Source organism: Parasulfuritortus cantonensis, assembly GCF_004337445.1.
Classification (GTDB): Bacteria; Pseudomonadota; Gammaproteobacteria; order Burkholderiales; family Thiobacillaceae; genus Parasulfuritortus; species Parasulfuritortus cantonensis.
In genome coordinates this window covers 235,550-254,512 of sequence record NZ_SJZB01000042.1, presented here as the reverse complement: position 1 = coordinate 254,512, position 18,963 = coordinate 235,550, and the positions used below count along the sequence as shown (strand labels likewise).

The window sequence follows — 18,963 nt, the reverse complement described above, 5'->3', positions numbered from 1 at the left end:
CGGCTCAGGTGCCGCAGAAGGTGCGGAATTCGGACATGAACTCGCGCGGCGCCGGCTCGGCGTAGGCGGCCTGCGCCGGGTCCTCGTCATAGGGGCGCTGCAAGGCCTTGAGCAGGCGCTCGAAGGGGCCCAGGTCGCCGTCGTCCGAGGCGCTCGCCAAGGCCTCCTCGACGCGGTGGTTGCGCGGGATCAGCCAGGGATTGACCCGGCGCATGCGGCCGGCCCGGCCCGCCGGGGCGGCCGCGCCGGCGTCCTCGGCGGCACAGCGGGCGCGCCAGCGTTCCAGCCAGCGCTCCAGGCCGGGCTGGCCGGCGAACAACGCCCGCAGCGGCGCCTCGTCGCCCGCCGCGGCGTCGGCGAGGCGGCGCCAGCCCAGGGTGAAGTCGACCTGCTGGGCGTGCAACAGGTCGAGCCAGCTTTCGCCCAGGGCGGTGTCGAGGTCGTCGCCGTCGGCCACCTGGCCGGCCAGGCCCAGCTTGGCGCGCAGCCCGGCCAGCCAATGGGCGTGGTAGCGGGCCGGGAAGCCATCCAGGACCTCGGTGGCCTGCTCGACGGCCGCACCTTCGTTCGCGGCGATCAGCGGCAACAGGGCCTCGGCCAGGCGGGCCAGGTTCCAGCGCGCGATGGACGGCTGCGCCTCGTAGGCATAGCGGCCCCATTCGTCGATGGAGCTGAACACCGCCTGCGGATCGTAGGCCTCCATGAAGGCGCAGGGGCCGTAGTCGATGGTCTCGCCGGGGATGCCCATGTTGTCGGTGTTCATCACGCCGTGGATGAAGCCGACGTGCATCCACTGGGCGATCAACGCCGCCTGGCGTTCGGCCACGGCGCGCAGGAAGCCCAGATAGCGACCCTCGCCGGCCGCCAGCTCGGGATAGTGGCGGGCGATCGCGTAGTCGGCCAGCTGGCGCACCATGGCCGGCGTGCCGTGGGCCATGAAGAACTGGAAGGTGCCCACGCGCAGGTGGCTGGCGGCGATGCGCGTGAGCACGGCGCCCGGCAGGCTGCGCTCGCGCCGCACCGGCTCGCCGGTGGCCACCACCGCCAGGGCACGCGTGGTCGGGATGCCGAGGGCGTGCATGGCCTCGCCGATCAGCACCTCGCGCAGCATGGGCCCCACCGCCGCCTTGCCGTCGCCGCGGCGCGAGAAGGGCGTGCGCCCGGAACCCTTGAGGGCGATGTCGCGCCGACGGCCCTGGCCGTCGACCACCTCGCCGATCAGGAGTGCCCGGCCGTCGCCCAGCTGCGGGTTGAACTGGCCGAACTGGTGCCCGGCATAGGCCTGGGCGATGGGTTGCGCCCCCTCGGGCAGGGCGTTGCCGGAGAACATCGCCGCCAGCGCGTCGGCATCGCAAGCGCCCAGACCGAGGCGCAGTTCCTCGGCCAGGCCGCGATTGAAGAACAGCAGGTCGGGCGCCGGCACGGTGGCCGGCTGGCACGGCTCATAGAAGCCCGCCAGGTCGCGGGCATAGGTGTTGTCGAAGGGGATGGCAGGGCCGGGCATGGGGCACTTTCGCAGGGCGGATTGAACGGGTATGGGCAGGATGGGAGTTTCGCGGCGCCGGCCCGGAAATTCCACCCTGCCGCCAGCAGGGAAAAACGGCCGTCATGGTCCGGGCGTGACCTCGACGGCCCCCGAGATGGAGGGCGCCATGGCCACCGGGCTGTAGCCTCCGGTGGGAAGTGCGCCGGCCGGCATCGCGGCAACCCCGGGGACCGCTCCGAACCACCCGTCCCGGAGCCGCGCCGGGGTCGTGTAGACCACCAGATACCGGGCGGCGGCGGCGCCCCCGGCAACCCTGACCTGCCCGGCCAAGCCGGTGCGCCTGGGCGGGAACAGGGTGGCGGCGACCGGGGCGAACAGGTCGTCGGCGCGGAAGACCGGCTCGAAGTTCGCGTCCAGCAGGAGGATGGCCGGGGAAAAGACGTTGTAGCCGCCCGCCCCCGGTGCCCCGCTGGTGACGACGCTGCGTAGCACGAGCGTGTACGGGGCGGGCCGTTCCGGCAGTGTCCAGGCCAGGAACCGGCTGGGACCCTCCGGGAAATCGAACACCGGGCTGTCGGCCCCGATGGCCGCCTTGGTCGGGCCGGCGGCGGCCAGTCGAGCGAAACGCATCTCGGCGTAACGCCGGCAACATCGCGGCGCGGTCGCCAGGGCCTCCGCGTAGGCGCTGGCACGGACCGCCGGGTCGGTCATGTCCCCGAGCGCAAGACGGTCGACGGCCAGCCGGCCGAGTGCCGGGCTCCTCTGCGACAGTGCGGTGCGGGCCTCGGCCAGGGCGTCGACCGCCCGGCACCTCACCCCGGCGATGTTGGCGCCGCCCAGGGTGCGGAAGCGCTTGCTGCCGGTGAAGGTCAGGTCGCCGAAGTAGTAGGCCGCACCGGCGCGTGCCAGCGTGAACGCGAATGAGCGCTTGCCGTCCAGCACCAGGCTGAGCTGATAGCGGCCGGGCGGAAGCGACCAGTAGAACCGGCCGTCCGGCTCGAACGGCTGGGCCACGAGCTGGACGTCATCGGTCTCGAGATTGCGGATCTCGACGTGGTTGGAGAAGGTCGAGACGGAGGACAGCTCGCCATCCCGGTCGAGTAGGATGCGGCCGAACACGAGCGCCTCGCCCTCCGGCAGGGAACCGCCCGGTTGCACGCCGAGGCCGCTGCAGCCGGCCAGCAGGACGAACGACAGCAAGATGGCCGCGATCGGCATCGACAGCCTGGCGAAGGCGCTTGGCATGCTGCGGTCCTCGATGGCGCCGCGGCCGAGGCGAGGGAGGCCGGCGCGGCCCGCCCCTCCGGCCTGTCTGCCGCCGGGCGGTCGCCCCGGTTGGCGGGGCACGCCCGTGGCAGCGGACGGCGGCGTCAGAGCTTGTGGTAGACCTCGGCGCCCTGCTTCACGAACTCTGACCTGCCCGGCGTGTTCTGCGCCGGCGAGATGCTGGACTGGGAAAGCCCCACCGGAGGCCACCTGCTCACCGCCTGTTTCCCCAGCAGCCGCTAGGTCGGCCCGGGGGGGAATGGCTGTCAAGCGGGGGCGGTGATACTTTGGGTGTTTGAGCCTGAAGGAGTGTTCGGGTTGGCCATAATGCTTGTCTAGCGAAGGGGCATTGGGCTTCGATCCGGCTCTCAGGATGCAAGTGCAAAAGACCCTACCGGGGAGACACACGGCCATTCATTGGCGTGCTTCCTGTTTCAGGCGTTGTAAGTGACTTCGCACTGGCTCGCTTGTCAAATCGGCAATAAAACTAGCGTAAATTTCTCCTAGGTCGGGGTGACTCTTGATGTGCTCAAGCAAGTCATCGACATCCCAAACCAAGGAGAAGTTGGACGGTTCTCGTTCACGGTGACCAGCGAACGCGGACAGGAAGCGCTCAAGCCCATCTCTGTCTGCACATATGCGCGACACGGCCCGCCAAACAGGGCGGTAGTCTCGGTGCTCTCCAAGTTGTGTCCACCGGTACAAAACGGAGTGAAGTTCTGGTTCTTTCACCAGCAAGTTCTGCGCTGATAATTTCGAGGCACGCGCCTTCCACAAAGCGACGATGGCCAGGGCCTGTTCCTTATCTAGCAACATTGGCCCTTCCTCACGGCTGTATTCGTATGGTGCGCGAATCGAGAGCAAGCCATGGGTCCAAGCTGAGTAGAAGACAGCGTCTTCGCTGAAGGAACATGAAACCTGATCGATAAGACGCTGCAGCAGTGGGAAGCGGTCCTTCTCCGATTGCAGGAACAGAATCTCCAGAAACAGTCTTGAAAAGCCGTGGCTGATCTCGCCGTCTGCAATGGCTTCGTCAAACAGTTTCGCGGCGAAATGAGAGAGCGCGTCAAGCAGCTCCGTCGGCTTGGGGAGTTTCCCTGGCAGATAGCGACGGGCATGGTTGAGCCAGTGTTTCCAACCCTCCGCATCCATGCATTTGAGTTCGTCCAAAATACGATCTGGGTTGTTGAACAATGCGGCGAACTCGCCGGCATCGGGTATCCCCTCCAGACCACTGCCCTGCAAGAGTCGAGCCAGGTGATTGATATCAGCGATTCGCCAATGCGCCGTTTTGTCTTCGGCCTGGACACGATTGGTGTAGGGGAACATGAAAGCGCAAGCTTCCTCAGCCAGTTGTCGATCCACCGTGCCTTCCGCAGGCAAATGCCGTCGCCAGCGGTCTTGTCGCCCTTCATCGCCTATCGTGGCCGCCCAATCAAAGGTGAAGCCTGAGTAAGCCTCTTTGAATCGTCCGCCTGTGAATTCGTCCGGATGTTCCTGGATTGCCCGCGCGAATTCTGGTAGGCGCTGTGCCAATGCTTCGAATACCAGCACGTCACAGGCATTGACGGCCTTAGCTGTGGCGGACCACGTCAGACGAAGATGGTTGGTGAGGCGAACAATATGGCGCGGCTGTTTGCAAAGGGCGGCAGCCAAGGGAATGCTCGTTTCCCACAGGGCTTCTTCGAACGGTTGAAGTTGCCGGCCAATGTCGTGCAATACCCGCCGCAGCGACTTGTCCAAATGGCGGTTGGCCTGCCACGGGAACAAGGGGGGATGCGAAAAGTGGCCTGGATGATCTTTTCTAGATATTGCATTCCATCGGCTACGTTGCCCTCTTCATCCAGGGCTCGTGCCACTTGACCGGCATCGAAGGCGAGCAGGTAGGTGATATGGCGAAAATCGGCAGTCGATTTTATAAGTTGAAAGATTGTGCGGATTTCTTCCCGGTTGAGCCGGTCGAGGTCGTCGAGGATGACTACTACGCCGCAATCCAATTCATCCAACGCGGCTTCTATTGCCGATTTCGCACCTTCGATCCCTCGGTTGTTGCCGAACGTCTCTCGTGTATCTTTGAGGAATGCGTCGCAAGCAGTTTTCGCCTGTTCGGCGTAGTCGGCGGCACCTTCGGCTATGTTGCCCAGGAAGCCCAGGCTGGGAACGTATTTCAAATGCCGAAGATGTCGCAGCATGCCAAGGTAATTGACGATACGCTGCCCAACTTCGGCGCCTTTTGCGATTGCCTCGCCATGAATAGGCGTTTCTAATCTGGTCGCCAGTTCGATCAGATAAGTTTCGATTAGGGCATCCAGCCCGCTGATCCGCCACGGGTTAAACTCCAGCACCACGGGTGCTGGAGTTGATATTTCCAAGTCCTCTTTTATCCAATTCAATAATGTGGTCTTGCCACTTCCCCACGCGCCATCCAGTGCTACAACGAATCCCCCTGCCCCCTGGCGGGGTGCTGACAACGCGCGCGCCAATTGGGTCGCGAAGCTGCGCCTACCAAATTCATCCTGCGTTGCGGGGGTGTCATGCTTCATGGCTCTTTTCTGCTAGATGGATGATTAAGAGGGGGCGACCCCACACTTTCTATCTCAGCGTCACCACCCGAACCAAAGCCGAATACTTGGCCAGCATGCCATCCGTAGTAAGCAAATAGGCTGGAATGGTCTGCGCCTGACAGACCAGCAACCGGTCGAATGGGTCGCGATGGTGCCAGGGCAAGTCGGTGAGGTTGTGGCAATGGCTGGACAGAACAGGCAGTTCGGTGAAACCGGTGTCAGTGGCCAGTTGCTGGATGTCCTCCGGCCGGAAATTAAAATCCTCTCTGCCCAATGAGCATTTGATGGCAATTTCCCAGAGGCTGGCGGCACTGAACAGGATGCTGTTGGCCGGGTCGCTCAGTTGCGTCTGGATGTCCACCGGCAAGGACTCCGGTGCGATCAGGGCGGCGAGCAGAATGTTGGTGTCGAGCAGGAAGGTTTGCGCAGGTCCCACCATGCTCACTTGCCCGTCTCGAACATGCGCTGGATGGCCTCATCATGCAAGCGGTCGAAACCTTCGGGGATGGTGAAGCGGCCTTTGCCAAGGCCCAGTTTGCGCGGCTGGTCTCGTTCGGAGGCTAGCGCCACCAGACGTGCGACAGGCTTGCCGGCGCGGGCGATGAGGATTTCTTCTCCCGCAGCGGCTTGGTCGACAAAGCGGGATAGATGGGTTTTTGCTTCGTGGATGTTGACGGTTTGCATGATCGGCTCCTAACTTGATTTCGCAATTAGCTTAGTCCGGTCTAGTCCGGTTTAGCAAGCCCCTTTTGACCCTGCCGGCGCAGAAACAAAAACGGCCCGGTGCCGACAGGCAACCGGGCCGCGAGGGCGGGCAGAGGGAACGTCAGACCTTGTGATACACCTCCGCCCCGGTTTTCACGAACTCCACCGACTTCACCTCCATGCCTTTCTCCAGGGCATCGGCCTCGCTGATGCCCTGCTTGGCGGCGAAGTCGCGCACGTCCTGGGTGATCTTCATGGAGCAGAAGTGGGGACCGCACATGGAGCAGAAGTGGGCGACCTTGGCGGATTCCTTGGGCAGGGTCTCGTCGTGGAATTCGCGCGCCTTGTCCGGGTCCAGGCCGAGGTTGAACTGGTCGTCCCAGCGGAATTCGAAGCGCGCCTTGGACAGGGCGTTGTCGCGGATCTGGGCGCCGGGGTGGCCCTTGGCCAGGTCGGCGGCGTGGGCGGCCAGCTTGTAGGTGATGATGCCTTCCTTGACATCATTTTTATCGGGCAGCCCCAAGTGCTCCTTGGGCGTGACGTAGCAAAGCATGGCGGTGCCGTACCAGCCGATCATGGCAGCGCCGATGCCGGAGGTGATGTGGTCGTAGCCGGGGGCGATGTCGGTGGTGAGCGGGCCCAGGGTGTAGAACGGCGCCTCGTCGCACCACTCCAGCTCCTTGTCCATGTTCTCCTTGATGAGCTGCATGGGCACGTGGCCGGGGCCTTCGATCATGACCTGGCAGTCGTGCTTCCAGGCGATCTGGGTCAGCTCGCCGAGCGTCTTCAGCTCCGCCAACTGGGCCTCGTCGTTGGCGTCGTAGATCGAGCCGGGGCGCAGGCCGTCGCCGAGCGAGAAGGCCACGTCGTAGGCCTTCATGATTTCGCAGATTTCCTCGAAATGGGTGTAGAGGAAGCTTTCCTTGTGATGCGCCAGGCACCACTTGGCCATGATCGAACCGCCGCGCGAGACGATGCCGGTCATGCGCTCGGCGGTCATCGGGATGTAGCGCAGCAGCACGCCGGCGTGGATCGTGAAGTAGTCCACGCCCTGCTCGGCCTGCTCGATCAGGGTGTCGCGGAACATCTCCCAGGTCAGTTCCTCGGCCTTGCCGTCGACCTTCTCCAGCGCCTGGTAGATGGGCACGGTGCCGATCGGCACGGGCGAGTTGCGGATGATCCACTCGCGCGTCTCGTGGATGTTCTTGCCGGTGGACAGGTCCATGACCGTGTCGCCGCCCCAGCGGATGGCCCAGGTCATCTTGTCGACCTCCTCGTTGATGGAGGAGCCGAGCGCCGAGTTGCCGATGTTGGCGTTGATCTTCACCAGGAAGTTGCGGCCGATGATCATCGGCTCGGTCTCCGGGTGGTTGATGTTGGCCGGGATGATGGCGCGACCGCGGGCGACCTCGGCGCGCACGAACTCGGCGGTGATCTCCTCGGGCAGGGCGGCGCCGAAGTTCTGGCCGGGATGCTGACGGGTCAATGCCTTGGCCAGGCGCTCGCCCTGCGGGCCGCTCCGGCGCAGCGATTCCAGGTACTCCTGGCGGCGCAGGTTCTCGCGGATGGCGATGTACTCCATTTCCGGGGTGATGATGCCCCGGCGCGCGTAGTGCATCTGGCTGACGTTCATGCCCGGCTTGGCGCGGCGCGGCTTGCGGTGCAGGCCGGGGAAGCGCAGACGGGCCAGGTTCTCCATGTTGGCGCGGCTGCGGCCGTATTCCGAGGTCAGGCCGGACAGGACCTCGCTGTCGCCGCGCTCCTCGATCCACTTCGTGCGCAGGCCGGGCAGGCCTTCGCGGATGTCGATCTTCACGGTCGGGTCGGAATAGGGGCCGGAACAGTCGTAGACGTAGATGGGCGGGTTGGTCTCGCCGCCGAAATGGGTCGGCGTGTCGGCCTGGCTGATCTCGCGCATCGGCACCCGGACATCCGGCCGCGAGCCCTCCACGTAGACCTTGCGCGAATTGGGCAGCGGCTCGATGGCGGCCGCGTCGACATGGGCGTTGGAGGCGAAGAATTCAGGATTGGCGTTCACGGTGCGGCTTCCTCTACAAAATCGCGGGGAAGGCGGCGGCGCCTCGCTTCCCTACGCCGGTATGACCCGGATCAGGTTCCAAGGGTATGTCTCACTCCGGCAGCAACGATCGCATGGCGATGCCGGAGACCCCTAGCGACGAAATAACTGAGTGAAATGATACACCTTTTGGCGTTTCGGCAGACGGATAGAGTACATTCCCGGACGGTTCGTTGTGGAGTCCATGGATGAGTTGGCGGAAATATTTTCTCGCCGGCCTGGCGCTGTGCCTGGCCCTGCCCGGCGCCCGGGCGGCGGACGTGCAGAGCGTGCGGGTGCCGTCGGGTGCCGAGATCGTCAGCGAGCGCTACCCGGCCGCGGGCGGCACCATGCTGGTCTGGCTGACCGGCCAGTACGGCCGCGTCGAGGCCGAACACCGCGCCGCCGCCGACCTGGCCGCGCATGGCGTGGAGACCTGGGTGACCGACCTCTACGAGCCCTATTTCCTGCCGCCGTTGCCGAGCAGCATCGACCAGGTCCCGGAGGCCGACCTGCAGGCCTGGCTGGCGGCGCTGCACGCCGCCCATCCGGGGCGCCGCATCATCCTCGGCGCGCCCGGGCGCCAGGCCACCCTGGCGCTGCGCGCCGCCGCGTCCGGGCTCGTGGACGGCGCCGTCCTGGCCTTCCCGATCCTGTACAAGGACATCGAACCGGGCGAGATGCCGGAGTACGACCCGGTCGTCGACCGCACCCGCCTGGACATCGTCATCCTGCAGCCGCATTCGTCGGCCGGCTACTGGTGGCGCGAGCGCCTCAAGGAACGCCTGGAGGCGGCCGGCAGCCGGGTCCGCGTCGACGTCCTCGACGGCCTGCGCGACGGCTTCTTCGAGCGCGGCGACGTCACCGACCAGGAGACCGCGGCCGCCCACCACCTGGGCGACATGTTGTACGCTGCCTTGCAGGAACTTGATCCGGGGAAAACCAGATGACCGCTTTGCTACGTTGCGCGGCCGCCGCGGCGCTCTGCCTGCTGACCGCCCTGCCGGCCGCCGCCGGCGGCCTCAAACCGCTCACGCCGCGCCCCGCGCCGGCCCTCAAGCTCGCCTCCTTGGCGGGACCGGCGATCGACCTCGCCAGCCTGCGCGGCAAGGTGGTGCTGGTGAACTTCTGGGCGACCTGGTGCCCGCCCTGCCGCAAGGAGATTCCGTCCATGAACCGGCTGGCGGCCAGGATGGCCGGGCGGCCGTTCGCCATCCTGGGCGTCAACATGGGCGACAACCCGGCCGACATCCGCGCCTATACCCAGCAGGTGCCGATCGAGTTCGCCATCCTGCCCGACCCCGACGGCAACCTGCTCAAGCCCTGGCAGGTGGTCGCCTTCCCGACCAGCTACGTGGTCGACAAGCAGGGCCGCATCCGGCTCGGCCTGTTCGGTTCCATCGAGTGGGACAGTCCCGAGGCGGTGGCCGAGTTGGAGCGTCTGCTCGCCGAACCCGACTGAGCCGCGGCCGAGACGGCATTTGCCTGAGCGGCGGACGCCGGCTATAAGTGACTGAAGAGTCATTTATAGCCGGCCATGAATCCCGAAACCCGTCCGCCCCGCTGGCAGCGCCGCGCCGAGGCCCGGCCCCAGGAAGTCCTGGAGGCGGCCCTGGCGGTGTTCGTCGAGCGCGGCTACGCCTCCGCCCGGCTGGATGAGGTGGCACGCCGGGCGGGGGTGGCCAAGGCGACCTTGTACCTCTATTACGCAAACAAGCTCGAGCTGTTCAAGGCCGTGGTGCGCCACGCCCTGGTCGACAACCTGGACGAAGTGGCACGCCTGCAGGCGGCCGCCGGGGCGCGGCCCGGACGCGAGCAACTGACCTTCCTGCTGCATGCCTTCATGCGCCGGGTGGCCGGCTCGCCGCTCTCCGGCATCCCCAAGCTGGTCATGGCCGAGGCCGGCAACTTTCCCGAGCTTGCCCGCTTCTATCACGACGAGGTGATCGCGCGCGGCCGCGCCATCATCTGCGGCACCCTGGCGCGCGGCATCGCGGCCGGCGAGTTCCGCGCCGTCGACGTCGACTACGCCTGGCGCGTGGTGATCGGCCCGGCCCTGCTGGCCATCATCTGGAAACACAGCTTCCTGGCCTTCGAGGACCGGGGCATGGATTTCGAGCGCCACCTGGCGGTACACCTGGACATGCTGTTCAACGGCCTGGCCGCCCCGGACCAAAAAGGAACCCGCGATGAACCGTAAGCTATTGATCGTGCCGGTGCTGCTGGCGCTCGCCGCCGGCGCCGCGCTCCTGCTCAAGCGCGAGCACGCCGACCCCGGCGACCGGCTGGTCCTGCAGGGCAATGTCGACGTGCGCCAGGTCGACCTGGCCTTCGACGCCAGCGGCCGGGTCGCCGAAATGCGCGTCCAGGAGGGCGACCGGGTCGGCAAGGGCCAGGTGCTCGCCCGCCTCGACACCACCCGCCTGCAGCTCAGCCTGGCCCAGGCCGAGGCCCAGGCCGCCGCCCAGCGCAGCACCCTGGCCAAGCTGCGCGCCGGCTCGCGCCCGGAGGAGATCCGCGAGGCGGCCGCCCAGCGCGACGCCGCCCGCGTCGCGGTGCTCGACGCCGAACAGGTGTACAAGCGCCAGGAGGACCTGGTGGCGCGCAATTTCGTCTCCCAGCAGCAGGCCGACAGCGCCCGCAACGGCCTCGACGCGGCGCGCCAGCGCCTGACCGCCGCCGAGCAGGCCTACCGGCTGGCCGAACTGGGACCGCGCAAGGAGGACATCGCCACGGCGGCGGCCGGCCTGGCCGCCCAGGAGGCGAGCGTCGACCTGCTGCGCCACGACCTCGCCCAGGGCGAACTGACGGCGCCCGACGACGGCGTCGTCGAGAGCCGAATCCTGGAACCGGGCGACATGGCCTCGGCGGCCAAGCCGGCCCTCACCCTGGCCCTGGGCAACCCGCTCTGGGTGCGCGTCTACCTGCCCGAGGACGCGCTCGGCCGCATCCCGGTCGGCGCCCGGGCGAGCGTCACCACCGACAGCCGGCCGGGCAAGTCCTACCAGGGCTGGGTCGGCTACGTGGCGCCGAGCGCCGAATTCACGCCCAAGACGGTGGAGACCGCCGAGCTGCGCACCAGCCTGGTCTACCAGGCGCGGGTGTTCGTCTGCGACGCCGCCGGCGAACTGCGCCAGGGCATGCCGGCCACCGTCACCATCGCCTACGGCCAGGCCGCCGGCGCCGCCGCCCCGGCCTGCGGGAAGCAGCCGTGACCGGCGACCCGGTCCTGGTCGCCGACGGCCTGGGCAAGGCGTTCCGGGTCGGCAAGCGGCGCGTCCCGGCCCTCGACGGGGTCAGCCTGGGCATCGCGGCCGGCGCGGTGACCGGCCTGATCGGCCCGGACGGCGCCGGCAAGACCACCTTCATGCGCCTGGCCGCCGGCCTGCTGCGCCCGGACGCCGGCAGCATCCGGGTGCTCGGCCTGGACGCCAGCCGCGACGCCCTGGCGGTGCAGGCCGCGCTCGGCTACATGCCGCAGCGTTTCGGCCTGTACGAGGACCTGACCGTGCAGGAGAACCTCGACCTCTACGCCGACCTCCAGGGCGTCCCCGCGGCGCTGCGCGCCGGGCGCTACGCGGAGCTGATGCACATGACCGGCCTGGCGCCGTTCACGGCCCGCCTGGCCGGCCGCCTGTCCGGCGGCATGAAGCAGAAACTCGGCCTCGCCTGCACCCTGGTGCGGGCGCCGCGCCTGCTCCTGCTCGACGAGCCGACGGTCGGCGTCGACCCGGTGTCGCGGCGCGAGCTGTGGGCGATCATCGACCGTCTGGTGCGCGCCGAGGGCATGAGCGTCCTCCTGTCGACCGCCTACCTCGACGAGGCCGAGCGCTGTGCCGAGGTGGTCCTGCTGCACGAGGGCCGCGTCCTCGACCAGGGCCCGCCCGGGCGCCAGAGCGCGCGCGTCGCCGGGCGCACCTGGGCGGTGACCGCGCCGGGCCGGCGCAACCGCGACCTGCAGGCGGAACTGGCCGGCCTCGACGGCGTCGTCGACGCCCTGGTGCAGGGCGAACACGTCCGCCTGGTGACCCGCGCCGAGCACCTGCCCGAGGCGGTCGCGCAACGGCCCGGCCTGCTCGCGCAGCCGACCCCGGCGCGCTTCGAGGACGGTTTCATCGACCTCCTGCGCGCGCGCGGGGCGGCGCCGGCCGCGCCCGCCGCCGAGGCCCCGGCGCCGACGCCGCCGGCCGGCGACGGCGTGGTCATCGAGGTGGCCGGGCTGAAACGCCGGTTCGGCGACTTCTGGGCCGTGGCCGGGCTCGATTTCCAGATCCGCCGGGGCGAGATATTCGGCCTCCTGGGCGCCAACGGCGCCGGCAAGACGACCACCTTCCGCATGCTCTGCGGCCTCCTGCCGGCGAGCGCCGGCCAGCTCCGGGTCGCCGGCCTGGATCTGCGCCACGCCGCCGCCGCGGCGCGTGCCCGGATCGGCTACATGTCGCAAAAGTTCTCCCTGTACGGCAACCTGTCGGTGACCCAGAACCTGGACTTCTTCGCCCGCATCTACGGCCTCGCGGGCACCGCCCGGCGCGCGCGCCTGGCCTGGGCCCTGGCCGAGTTCGAGCTGGCCGGCTACGCCGACCAGTTGAGCGCCGACCTGCCGCTCGGCTACAAGCAGCGCCTGGCCCTGGCCTGCGCCCTCATGCACGAGCCGGAGATCCTGTTCCTGGACGAGCCCACCTCGGGCGTCGACCCCCTGGCCCGGCGCGAGTTCTGGCAGCGCATCAACGGCCTCGCGCGGCGCGGCGTGACGGTGCTGGTGACCACCCACTTCATGGAGGAGGCGGAATACTGCGACCGCCTGGCGATCATGGCCGCGGGACGCATCCTGGCCCTGGACGACCCGGCCGCGATCAAGGCCCGGGCGCGCAGCCCGGAACACCCGGAACCGGGCATGGAGGACGCCTTCATCCGCCTCGTCGAGGCGAGCGCGGAGGCGACGCCATGAGCCGGCCCGGCGGCGCTGCCCGCGGCGGCGCCGGCATGCGCCTGCGCGGCCTGACGCGCAAGGAGTTCCTGCAGATCGTGCGCGACCCGAGCAGCATCGCCATCGCCTTCCTGATGCCGATCTTCCTGCTCGTCCTGTTCGGCTACGGGGTCTCCCTGGACGCCGAGCACGTCCCGGTGGCGGTGGTCGTCGAGGCGCCCTCGCCCGACAGCGCCGACTTCGTGGCCGCGCTGCGCGGCTCCAGCTCCTTCTCGCCGCGCGACATGGCCGGCATGGCCGAGGCCGAACGGGCCCTCCTGCTGGGCGAGGTGCGCGGCATCATCCGCCTGCGCGCCGACTTCGCGCGCCGCCTGCGCCGGCCGGACGGCGCCGCCATCCAGGTCATCGTCGACGGCGTCGACGCCAATACCGCCCGCCTGGTCCTGGGTTATGCCGAGGGCGCCTGGGGCACCTGGCTGGCCGCCCGGGCCGCGGCCAGCGGCCAGACCCTGACCCGCCCGGCCGACCTGCAGGCGCGCATCTGGTTCAACAGCGAGCTGAAGAGCCGCAACTACCTGGTGCCCGGCCTGGTCGCCATCATCATGACCCTGATCGGCGCCCTGCTCACCGCCCTGGTCATGGCGCGCGAGTGGGAGCGCGGCACCATGGAGGCGCTCATGGTCACCCCGGCCAGCATGACCGAGGTCCTGCTCGGCAAGCTGGCCGCCTACTTCACCCTCGGGACGGGCGGCATGCTGCTCACGGTGGGCCTCGCGGTCTGGCTGTTCGAGGTCCCCCTGCGCGGCTCGTTCTGGCTGCTCTGGGGCTGTTCCAGCCTGTTCCTGCTCGCCTCCCTGGGCATGGGCCTGACCATCTCCACCCTGGCCCGGAGCCAGTTCGTCGCCGGCGAGATCGCCATCATCGCCACCTTCCTGCCGGCCTTCCTGCTGTCCGGCTTCATCTTCGACATCGGCAGCATGCCGCCCGTGGTGCAGGCGATCACCCACGTCGTCGTGGCGCGCTACTTCGTCGCCATCGTGCAGACCCTGTTCCTGGCCGGCGACGTCTGGTCGGTCATCCTGCCCAACGCCGCCGCCCTGGCGGTCATGGCGGCCATCTTCCTGGCCATCACCTGGAAGAAGTCCCGGAAGCGGCTGGACTGACCATGTGGCAGCGCATCCTGGCCCTGATACAGAAGGAGTTCCTGGCCCTGCTCAAGGACCCCAAGAGCCGCGTCGTCCTGATCGTGCCGCCCCTGGTCCAGTTGCTGGTGTTCGGCTACGCCGCCAGCTTCGACCTCAAGGAGATCCCCTACGCGGTCTACGACGAGGACCACGGCGGCGCGGCGCGCACCCTGCTCGGCCACTTCCAGGGCGCGCCCAGCTTCCACCAGGTGGCGACCCTCGCCGGCGAGGCCGAGATCGCGCCCCTGGTCGACACCCGCACGGTGCTGGTGGTGATCCATCTCGGACCGCGTTTCGGCGCCGACCTGGCGGCCGGGCGCAGTGCCCCGGTGCAGGTGATCGTCGACGGCCGCAACTCGAACACCGCCATGATCGCCCTCAACTACGTGCGCAGCGTGGTCGACCGCTTCAACGAAGACTGGATCGCCGGGCACGGCCTGACCGGGCCGCCGGCCAGGCTGGCCACCCGGGCCTGGTTCAATCCCAACCTGGAAAGCCGCTGGTTCTTCATCCCCGGCATCGTCGGCATGCTCACCCTGGTGGTGACCATGCTGGTCACCGCCCTGACCGTGGCGCGCGAACGCGAGCAGGGCACCTTCGACCAGCTCCTGGTGACGCCCTTGCGCATGGCCGAGATACTGATCGGCAAGACCGTGCCCGGGTTCGTCATCGGCATCGCCCAGGCGACCCTGATCCTGCTCGTCGCCACCCTGTGGTTCCGGGTGCCGATGCTCGGCAGCCTGGCCGCCTTCTACGCCGGCCTGGCGCTGTTCCTGTTGTCCGGCGTCGGCGCCGGGCTGCTCATCTCGGCCCTCTCGGCGACCCAGCAGCAGGGCCTGCTGGGGGCCTTCCTGTTCATGGTGCCGGCGGTCATCCTGTCCGGCTTCGCGACGCCGATCGCCAACATGCCGCCGGCGGTCCAGTTCCTGACCCTGTTCGACCCCTTGCGCTATTTCCTGGTCATCCTGCGCAAGGTGTTCCTCGAGGGCGCCGGTTTCGCGGTCCTGGTCGACCAGTTCTGGCCCATGGCCCTGCTCGGCCTGGTCAGCCTCAGCCTGGCGGCCTGGCTGTTCCGCCACCGCATGTACTGAGACAGGGATATGCTAAGCTTTTCCAACTCGATGATTGCCCAGGAATTGCCATGGATTACGAACACGCCCGCCATCTCATGATCGAACAGCAGATCCGCCCCTGGGAGGTGCTGGACCCGACCGTGCTGGCTCTCCTCGGCAAGCTGAAACGGGAGGACTTCGTGCCCCCCGTGTACCGTTCCCTGGCCTTCGTGGACATGGCCATCCCGCTCGGCAACGGCCAGTTCATGTGGGAGCCCAAGCTGGAGGCGCGCGTCCTCCAGACGCTCGAGATCAAGCGCGGCGACCGGGTCCTGGAGATCGGCACCGGCAGCGGCTACCTGACCGCCCTGCTGGCCGCCCTGGCGAGCCACGTGGTCAGCGTCGAGATCGACCGCAGCCTGCATGAAGAGGCCGACCGGAAGCTGAAGGCGCACGGCATCGAGAACGTCGCCCTGAAGACCGGCGACGGCGCCCGCGACTGGGAGGCCGACGGCAAGTTCGACGTCATCGTCCTGACCGGTTCGGTACCGGCGCTGCCGGAGGCCTACCTGGACCGCCTCAACCCGGGCGGCCGCCTGTTCGCCGTGCTCGGCGAGGGCGAGGTCATGACCGCCACCCTGGTCACCTGCGCGAGCGCCGGCTCCTGCCAGCGCCACGGTCTGTTCGAAACCCGCGTCCCCGCCCTCGCCCATGCCGCGGAGCCGGCCCGCTTCGAGTTCTGACATGCGCCACCTGCGGCCGGCCGAACTGAAGGCCTGGCTGGACGATCCGGCGCGCGAGCGGCCGTTCCTGCTCGACGTCCGCGAGTCCTGGGAATTCGACGTCTGCCGGATCGAGGGCGCCGAGCTGGTGCCCATGCGCACCATCCCGGCCCGCCTGGCGGAATTGAACCCCGGGCGGGAAACCGTGGTCATCTGTCACCATGGCGTGCGGAGCTTCCACGCCGCGCGCTACCTGGAACACAACGGCTTCACCAACGTCATCAACCTGACCGGCGGCGTCGACGCCTGGGCCAAGGAGGCCGACCCGACCATGCCGACCTATTGAGAAGCACCCTATGCGCAAGACGCTGCTTACCCTGGCCCTGGCGGCCCTGAGTCACGCCGCCGGCGCCGCCGACCTGACCGACATCTACCGGCAGGCGCGCCAGAACGACGCCATCTACGCCTCCGCCCAGGCCGCCTACAAGGCCGGCATGGAAAAGCTGCCGCAAGGCCGCGCCCTGCTCCTGCCCAGCCTCAACCTGTCGGCCAACGCCCGCCACGTCGAAAGCGACACCAGCGTGACGCCGTCGAAGAGCTACAACACGCCGAGCTTCACGCTGGCCTTGAGCCAACCGCTGTTCCGGCGCCAGAATCTGGAGACCCTGGAACAGGCCAAGCTGCAGGTCCAGGCCGTCGAGGCCCAGCTCAAGCTGGCCGAGCAGGACCTGCTCCTGCGCACCGCCCAAGCCTATTTCGACGTCCTCCTGGCGCGCGACAACCTGGCCACCGCGGAGGCCCAGAAGACCGCCATCGCGGAACAGCTGGCCCAGGCCAAGAAGAGCTTCGAGGTGGGCGCCGCGACCATCGTCGACACCCATGAAGCGCAGGCGCGCTACGACGCCACGGTGGCGCAGGTCATCGCGTCGAGCAACGACCTGGACGTCAAGAACCGCACCCTGGAGAAGCTGATCATGGCCCCGGCCCCGCACCTGGCCAGCCTGGTCGAGCACGTCGTCGTCAGCCTGCCGCAGCCGAACGACATGGACGCCTGGGTCGGCCAGGCGCGCGACAACAGCCTGAGCGTCGCGGTCAGTCGCGCCCAGGCCGAGATCGCCCAACGCGAGGTGAGCCGCCAGCGCGCCGGCTACCTGCCCACCGTCGACCTGACCGCCAGCTATACCGATACCCGCAACACCCTCAGCACGACCGGGCTGAAGATCGACAGCAACAGCGCCGTGGTCGGCGTCGAGCTGGGCTGGAACCTGTACCAGGGGGGCGCGACCGATTCCCTCGTGCGCGAAGCCGTGGCCAACAAGGAAAAGGCCAGTTTCGACCTCGACAACGCCGTCCGCCAGGCCGAGCTGGACACCCGCCAGGCCTTCCTGGGCGTGGTCTCCGGCGAGGCCCAGGTGCGCGCGCTGGAACAGGCCGTGGCATCCAGCGAAACGCAGTTGAAGTCGACCAAGCTCGGCCAGGAGGTCGGCGTGCGCACCGCGGTCGACGTGTTGAATGCCCAGCAGTCGCTCTACACGGCCAAGCGTGACCTGGCCTCGGCGCGTTACACCGCGCTGATCAGCGGCCTCAAGCTGAAAGCGGTGAGCGGCGGCCTCGCCGAAGCCGACCTGCAGGCGCTGAACGGGCTGCTCAGGGAAGACCGCTAGCAGCCCGGCGCGGCCGGTTCACGCCAGTCTGGCCAGAACCGGCTCCAGGAGCGCCATCACCTTCTCGGTCGCCCCCTTGTGTGCACGGCTGAAATGGATGCCGGCCTCGGCCATGGCGTGGCGTTTGTCGGCATCGCGATGCAGCCGCTTCAGCGCCCGGGCCAGATCCTCGGCGTCGGCGACGCGCAGGGCCGCACCCTCGGCGATGGCGCGCTCGGTGGCATCGAGAAAGTTCCAGGTGTGCGGGCCGATCAGCACCGGACAGCCCATGTCGGCGGCCTCGATCAGGTTCTGGCCGCCGAGCGGCAACAGGCTGCCGCCGATGAAGGCGGCATCGGCGGCCGCGTAATAGGCCGCCAGCTCGCCCATGCTGTCGCCCAGGAAGACCTCCGTTTCCCGGGTCACGGTGTCGCCGCGGCTGCGCCGGGCGAATTCCACGCCCCGGCTTTCCAGCAGGGCCGCCACCTCGTCGAAGCGCTGCGGATGGCGCGGCACGATGACCAGAAGCAGGTCGGCGATGTCGAGGCCCAGGCAGGTGTCCAGCAGCAGCGCCTCCTCGCCGTCGCGGGTGCTGGCGGCGACGAACACGAAACGGCCGGCGAAGCGCCGGCGCAGTTCCTCGGCGCGGGTGTAGGTGTCGGCCGGCGCGGTGACGTCGAACTTCATGTTGCCGGTGACCAGGGGCGTCCCCGCCCCGAGGCCGGCCAGGCGGCCGGCATCGGCCTCGGTCTGCGCCGCACAGCCGGCCAGGCTGGCCAGGGCGGGCCGGATCAGGCCCGCGATGCGGCCGTAGCCGCGCGCAGACTTCTCGGACAGACGGGCGTTCACCAGGTAGGTCGGTATGGCGCGCCCCGCACAGGCGGCGTAGAGGTTGGGCCAGACCTCCGTCTCCAGGAAGATGGCGATGCCCGGGTGGCCGCGTTCGAGGAAGCGGTTCACGGCACCCGGCAGGTCGTAGGGCAGATAGGTCTGCGGGATGTCGGCGCCGAACAGCTCGCGCGCCGTCGCGCGTCCGGTCGGCGTCGTGTGGCTGAGCAGGATGGTGGCGTCCGGCCGGCGCCGCCGAAGGGCCCGCATGAGCGGCGCCGCGGCGCGCGTCTCGCCCACCGACACCGTGTGCAGCCAGATCACCGGACCGTCCGGCAAGGCCGGCCCCCAACCCAGGCGCTCGCGCCAGTGGGTGCGGTATTCCGGCTGCCGCCGGCCGCGCCAGCGCAGATAGACGAACATGAACGGCAGGGCCAGCAGCCAGAGCAGGGTGTACAGGGCGCGCATGGGCGAATTCTAATGGCGCCTGGGCTAAAATGCCTGCTTCCGTGCAAACCCGACGGCGCGGC

Annotated in this window: 17 protein-coding genes and 1 riboswitch; of the genes, 10 read left to right on the top strand and 7 right to left on the bottom strand. The window is 68.4% G+C overall.

What is annotated here, in order from left to right; all coding sequences use genetic code 11:
- Nucleotides 1-4 precede the first annotated feature (4 nt).
- From EZJ19_RS12025 to thiC, 6 genes are all read right to left on the bottom strand, one after another.
- Entirely contained in the window at nt 5-1,504 is a 1,500-nt protein-coding gene (locus tag EZJ19_RS12025) for a protein adenylyltransferase SelO (RefSeq protein WP_131447896.1), read from the bottom strand.
- 102 nt (nt 1,505-1,606) lie between these two features.
- Nucleotides 1,607-2,731, bottom strand: coding sequence for a MalM family protein (locus EZJ19_RS12020; RefSeq protein ID WP_131447894.1), 1,125 nt, complete (start codon nt 2,729-2,731; stop codon nt 1,607-1,609).
- Nucleotides 2,732-4,344: 1,613 nt separating this feature from the next.
- The gene (locus EZJ19_RS12005) at nt 4,345-5,295 is read right to left on the bottom strand and encodes a KAP family P-loop NTPase fold protein (RefSeq protein ID WP_131447890.1); all 951 of its coding nucleotides are present in this window, start codon (nt 5,293-5,295) and stop codon (nt 4,345-4,347) included.
- Nucleotides 5,296-5,344: 49 nt separating this feature from the next.
- Nucleotides 5,345-5,755, bottom strand: coding sequence for a type II toxin-antitoxin system VapC family toxin (locus EZJ19_RS12000; protein ID WP_131448004.1), 411 nt, complete (start codon nt 5,753-5,755; stop codon nt 5,345-5,347).
- Nucleotides 5,756-5,757: 2 nt separating this feature from the next.
- Nucleotides 5,758-6,000 carry a type II toxin-antitoxin system Phd/YefM family antitoxin gene (locus EZJ19_RS11995; RefSeq protein WP_131447888.1) on the bottom strand — a complete coding sequence of 81 codons (243 nt, stop codon included), beginning with the start codon at nt 5,998-6,000 and terminating at the stop codon, nt 5,758-5,760.
- Nucleotides 6,001-6,142: 142 nt separating this feature from the next.
- A complete protein-coding gene (gene thiC / locus EZJ19_RS11990; protein ID WP_131447886.1) occupies nt 6,143-8,059 on the bottom strand; it encodes a phosphomethylpyrimidine synthase ThiC in 1,917 nt (638 codons plus the stop codon).
- A 31-nt stretch (nt 8,060-8,090) separates the two neighbouring features.
- Nucleotides 8,091-8,203, bottom strand: a riboswitch (TPP riboswitch).
- Between the two features lie 83 nt (nt 8,204-8,286).
- On the opposite strand from thiC, the gene EZJ19_RS11985 reads away from it, so the two are divergent.
- From EZJ19_RS11985 to EZJ19_RS11940, 10 genes are all read left to right on the top strand, one after another.
- A complete protein-coding gene (locus EZJ19_RS11985) occupies nt 8,287-9,027 on the top strand; it encodes a hypothetical protein (RefSeq protein ID WP_131447884.1) in 741 nt (246 codons plus the stop codon).
- Nucleotides 9,024-9,539 (top strand): TlpA family protein disulfide reductase, encoded by a 516-nt coding sequence (locus EZJ19_RS11980; RefSeq protein ID WP_131447882.1) that lies wholly within the window; start codon nt 9,024-9,026, stop codon nt 9,537-9,539. Before EZJ19_RS11985 ends, EZJ19_RS11980 begins: the two co-directional genes overlap by 4 nt.
- A gap of 75 nt (nt 9,540-9,614) precedes the next feature.
- Complete coding sequence (locus tag EZJ19_RS11975) at nt 9,615-10,277, top strand: TetR/AcrR family transcriptional regulator (protein ID WP_131447880.1); 663 nt, start codon at nt 9,615-9,617, stop codon at nt 10,275-10,277.
- Nucleotides 10,267-11,292 carry an HlyD family secretion protein gene (locus EZJ19_RS11970; protein ID WP_131447878.1) on the top strand — a complete coding sequence of 342 codons (1,026 nt, stop codon included), beginning with the start codon at nt 10,267-10,269 and terminating at the stop codon, nt 11,290-11,292. Before EZJ19_RS11975 ends, EZJ19_RS11970 begins: the two co-directional genes overlap by 11 nt.
- Nucleotides 11,289-13,025 carry an ATP-binding cassette domain-containing protein gene (locus tag EZJ19_RS11965; RefSeq protein WP_131447876.1) on the top strand — a complete coding sequence of 579 codons (1,737 nt, stop codon included), beginning with the start codon at nt 11,289-11,291 and terminating at the stop codon, nt 13,023-13,025. Before EZJ19_RS11970 ends, EZJ19_RS11965 begins: the two co-directional genes overlap by 4 nt.
- Nucleotides 13,022-14,167, top strand: a complete 1,146-nt coding sequence (locus tag EZJ19_RS11960) for an ABC transporter permease (RefSeq protein ID WP_131447874.1) — start codon at nt 13,022-13,024, stop codon at nt 14,165-14,167. Before EZJ19_RS11965 ends, EZJ19_RS11960 begins: the two co-directional genes overlap by 4 nt.
- A 2-nt stretch (nt 14,168-14,169) precedes the next feature.
- Nucleotides 14,170-15,279, top strand: coding sequence for an ABC transporter permease (locus EZJ19_RS11955; RefSeq protein WP_131447872.1), 1,110 nt, complete (start codon nt 14,170-14,172; stop codon nt 15,277-15,279).
- A gap of 50 nt (nt 15,280-15,329) precedes the next feature.
- Nucleotides 15,330-15,983 (top strand): protein-L-isoaspartate O-methyltransferase family protein, encoded by a 654-nt coding sequence (locus tag EZJ19_RS11950; RefSeq protein ID WP_131447870.1) that lies wholly within the window; start codon nt 15,330-15,332, stop codon nt 15,981-15,983.
- Between the two features lies 1 nt (nt 15,984).
- Nucleotides 15,985-16,308: a rhodanese-like domain-containing protein gene (locus tag EZJ19_RS11945; RefSeq protein WP_131447868.1), complete on the top strand. Its 324-nt coding sequence runs from the start codon at nt 15,985-15,987 to the stop codon at nt 16,306-16,308.
- 10 nt (nt 16,309-16,318) lie between these two features.
- Nucleotides 16,319-17,626: a TolC family outer membrane protein gene (locus tag EZJ19_RS11940; protein ID WP_131447866.1), complete on the top strand. Its 1,308-nt coding sequence runs from the start codon at nt 16,319-16,321 to the stop codon at nt 17,624-17,626.
- An 18-nt stretch (nt 17,627-17,644) separates the two neighbouring features.
- Here the strand turns inward: EZJ19_RS11940 and waaA are convergent, their stop codons facing one another.
- A complete protein-coding gene (gene waaA / locus EZJ19_RS11935) occupies nt 17,645-18,901 on the bottom strand; it encodes a lipid IV(A) 3-deoxy-D-manno-octulosonic acid transferase (protein ID WP_131447864.1) in 1,257 nt (418 codons plus the stop codon).
- Nucleotides 18,902-18,963 lie beyond the last annotated feature (62 nt).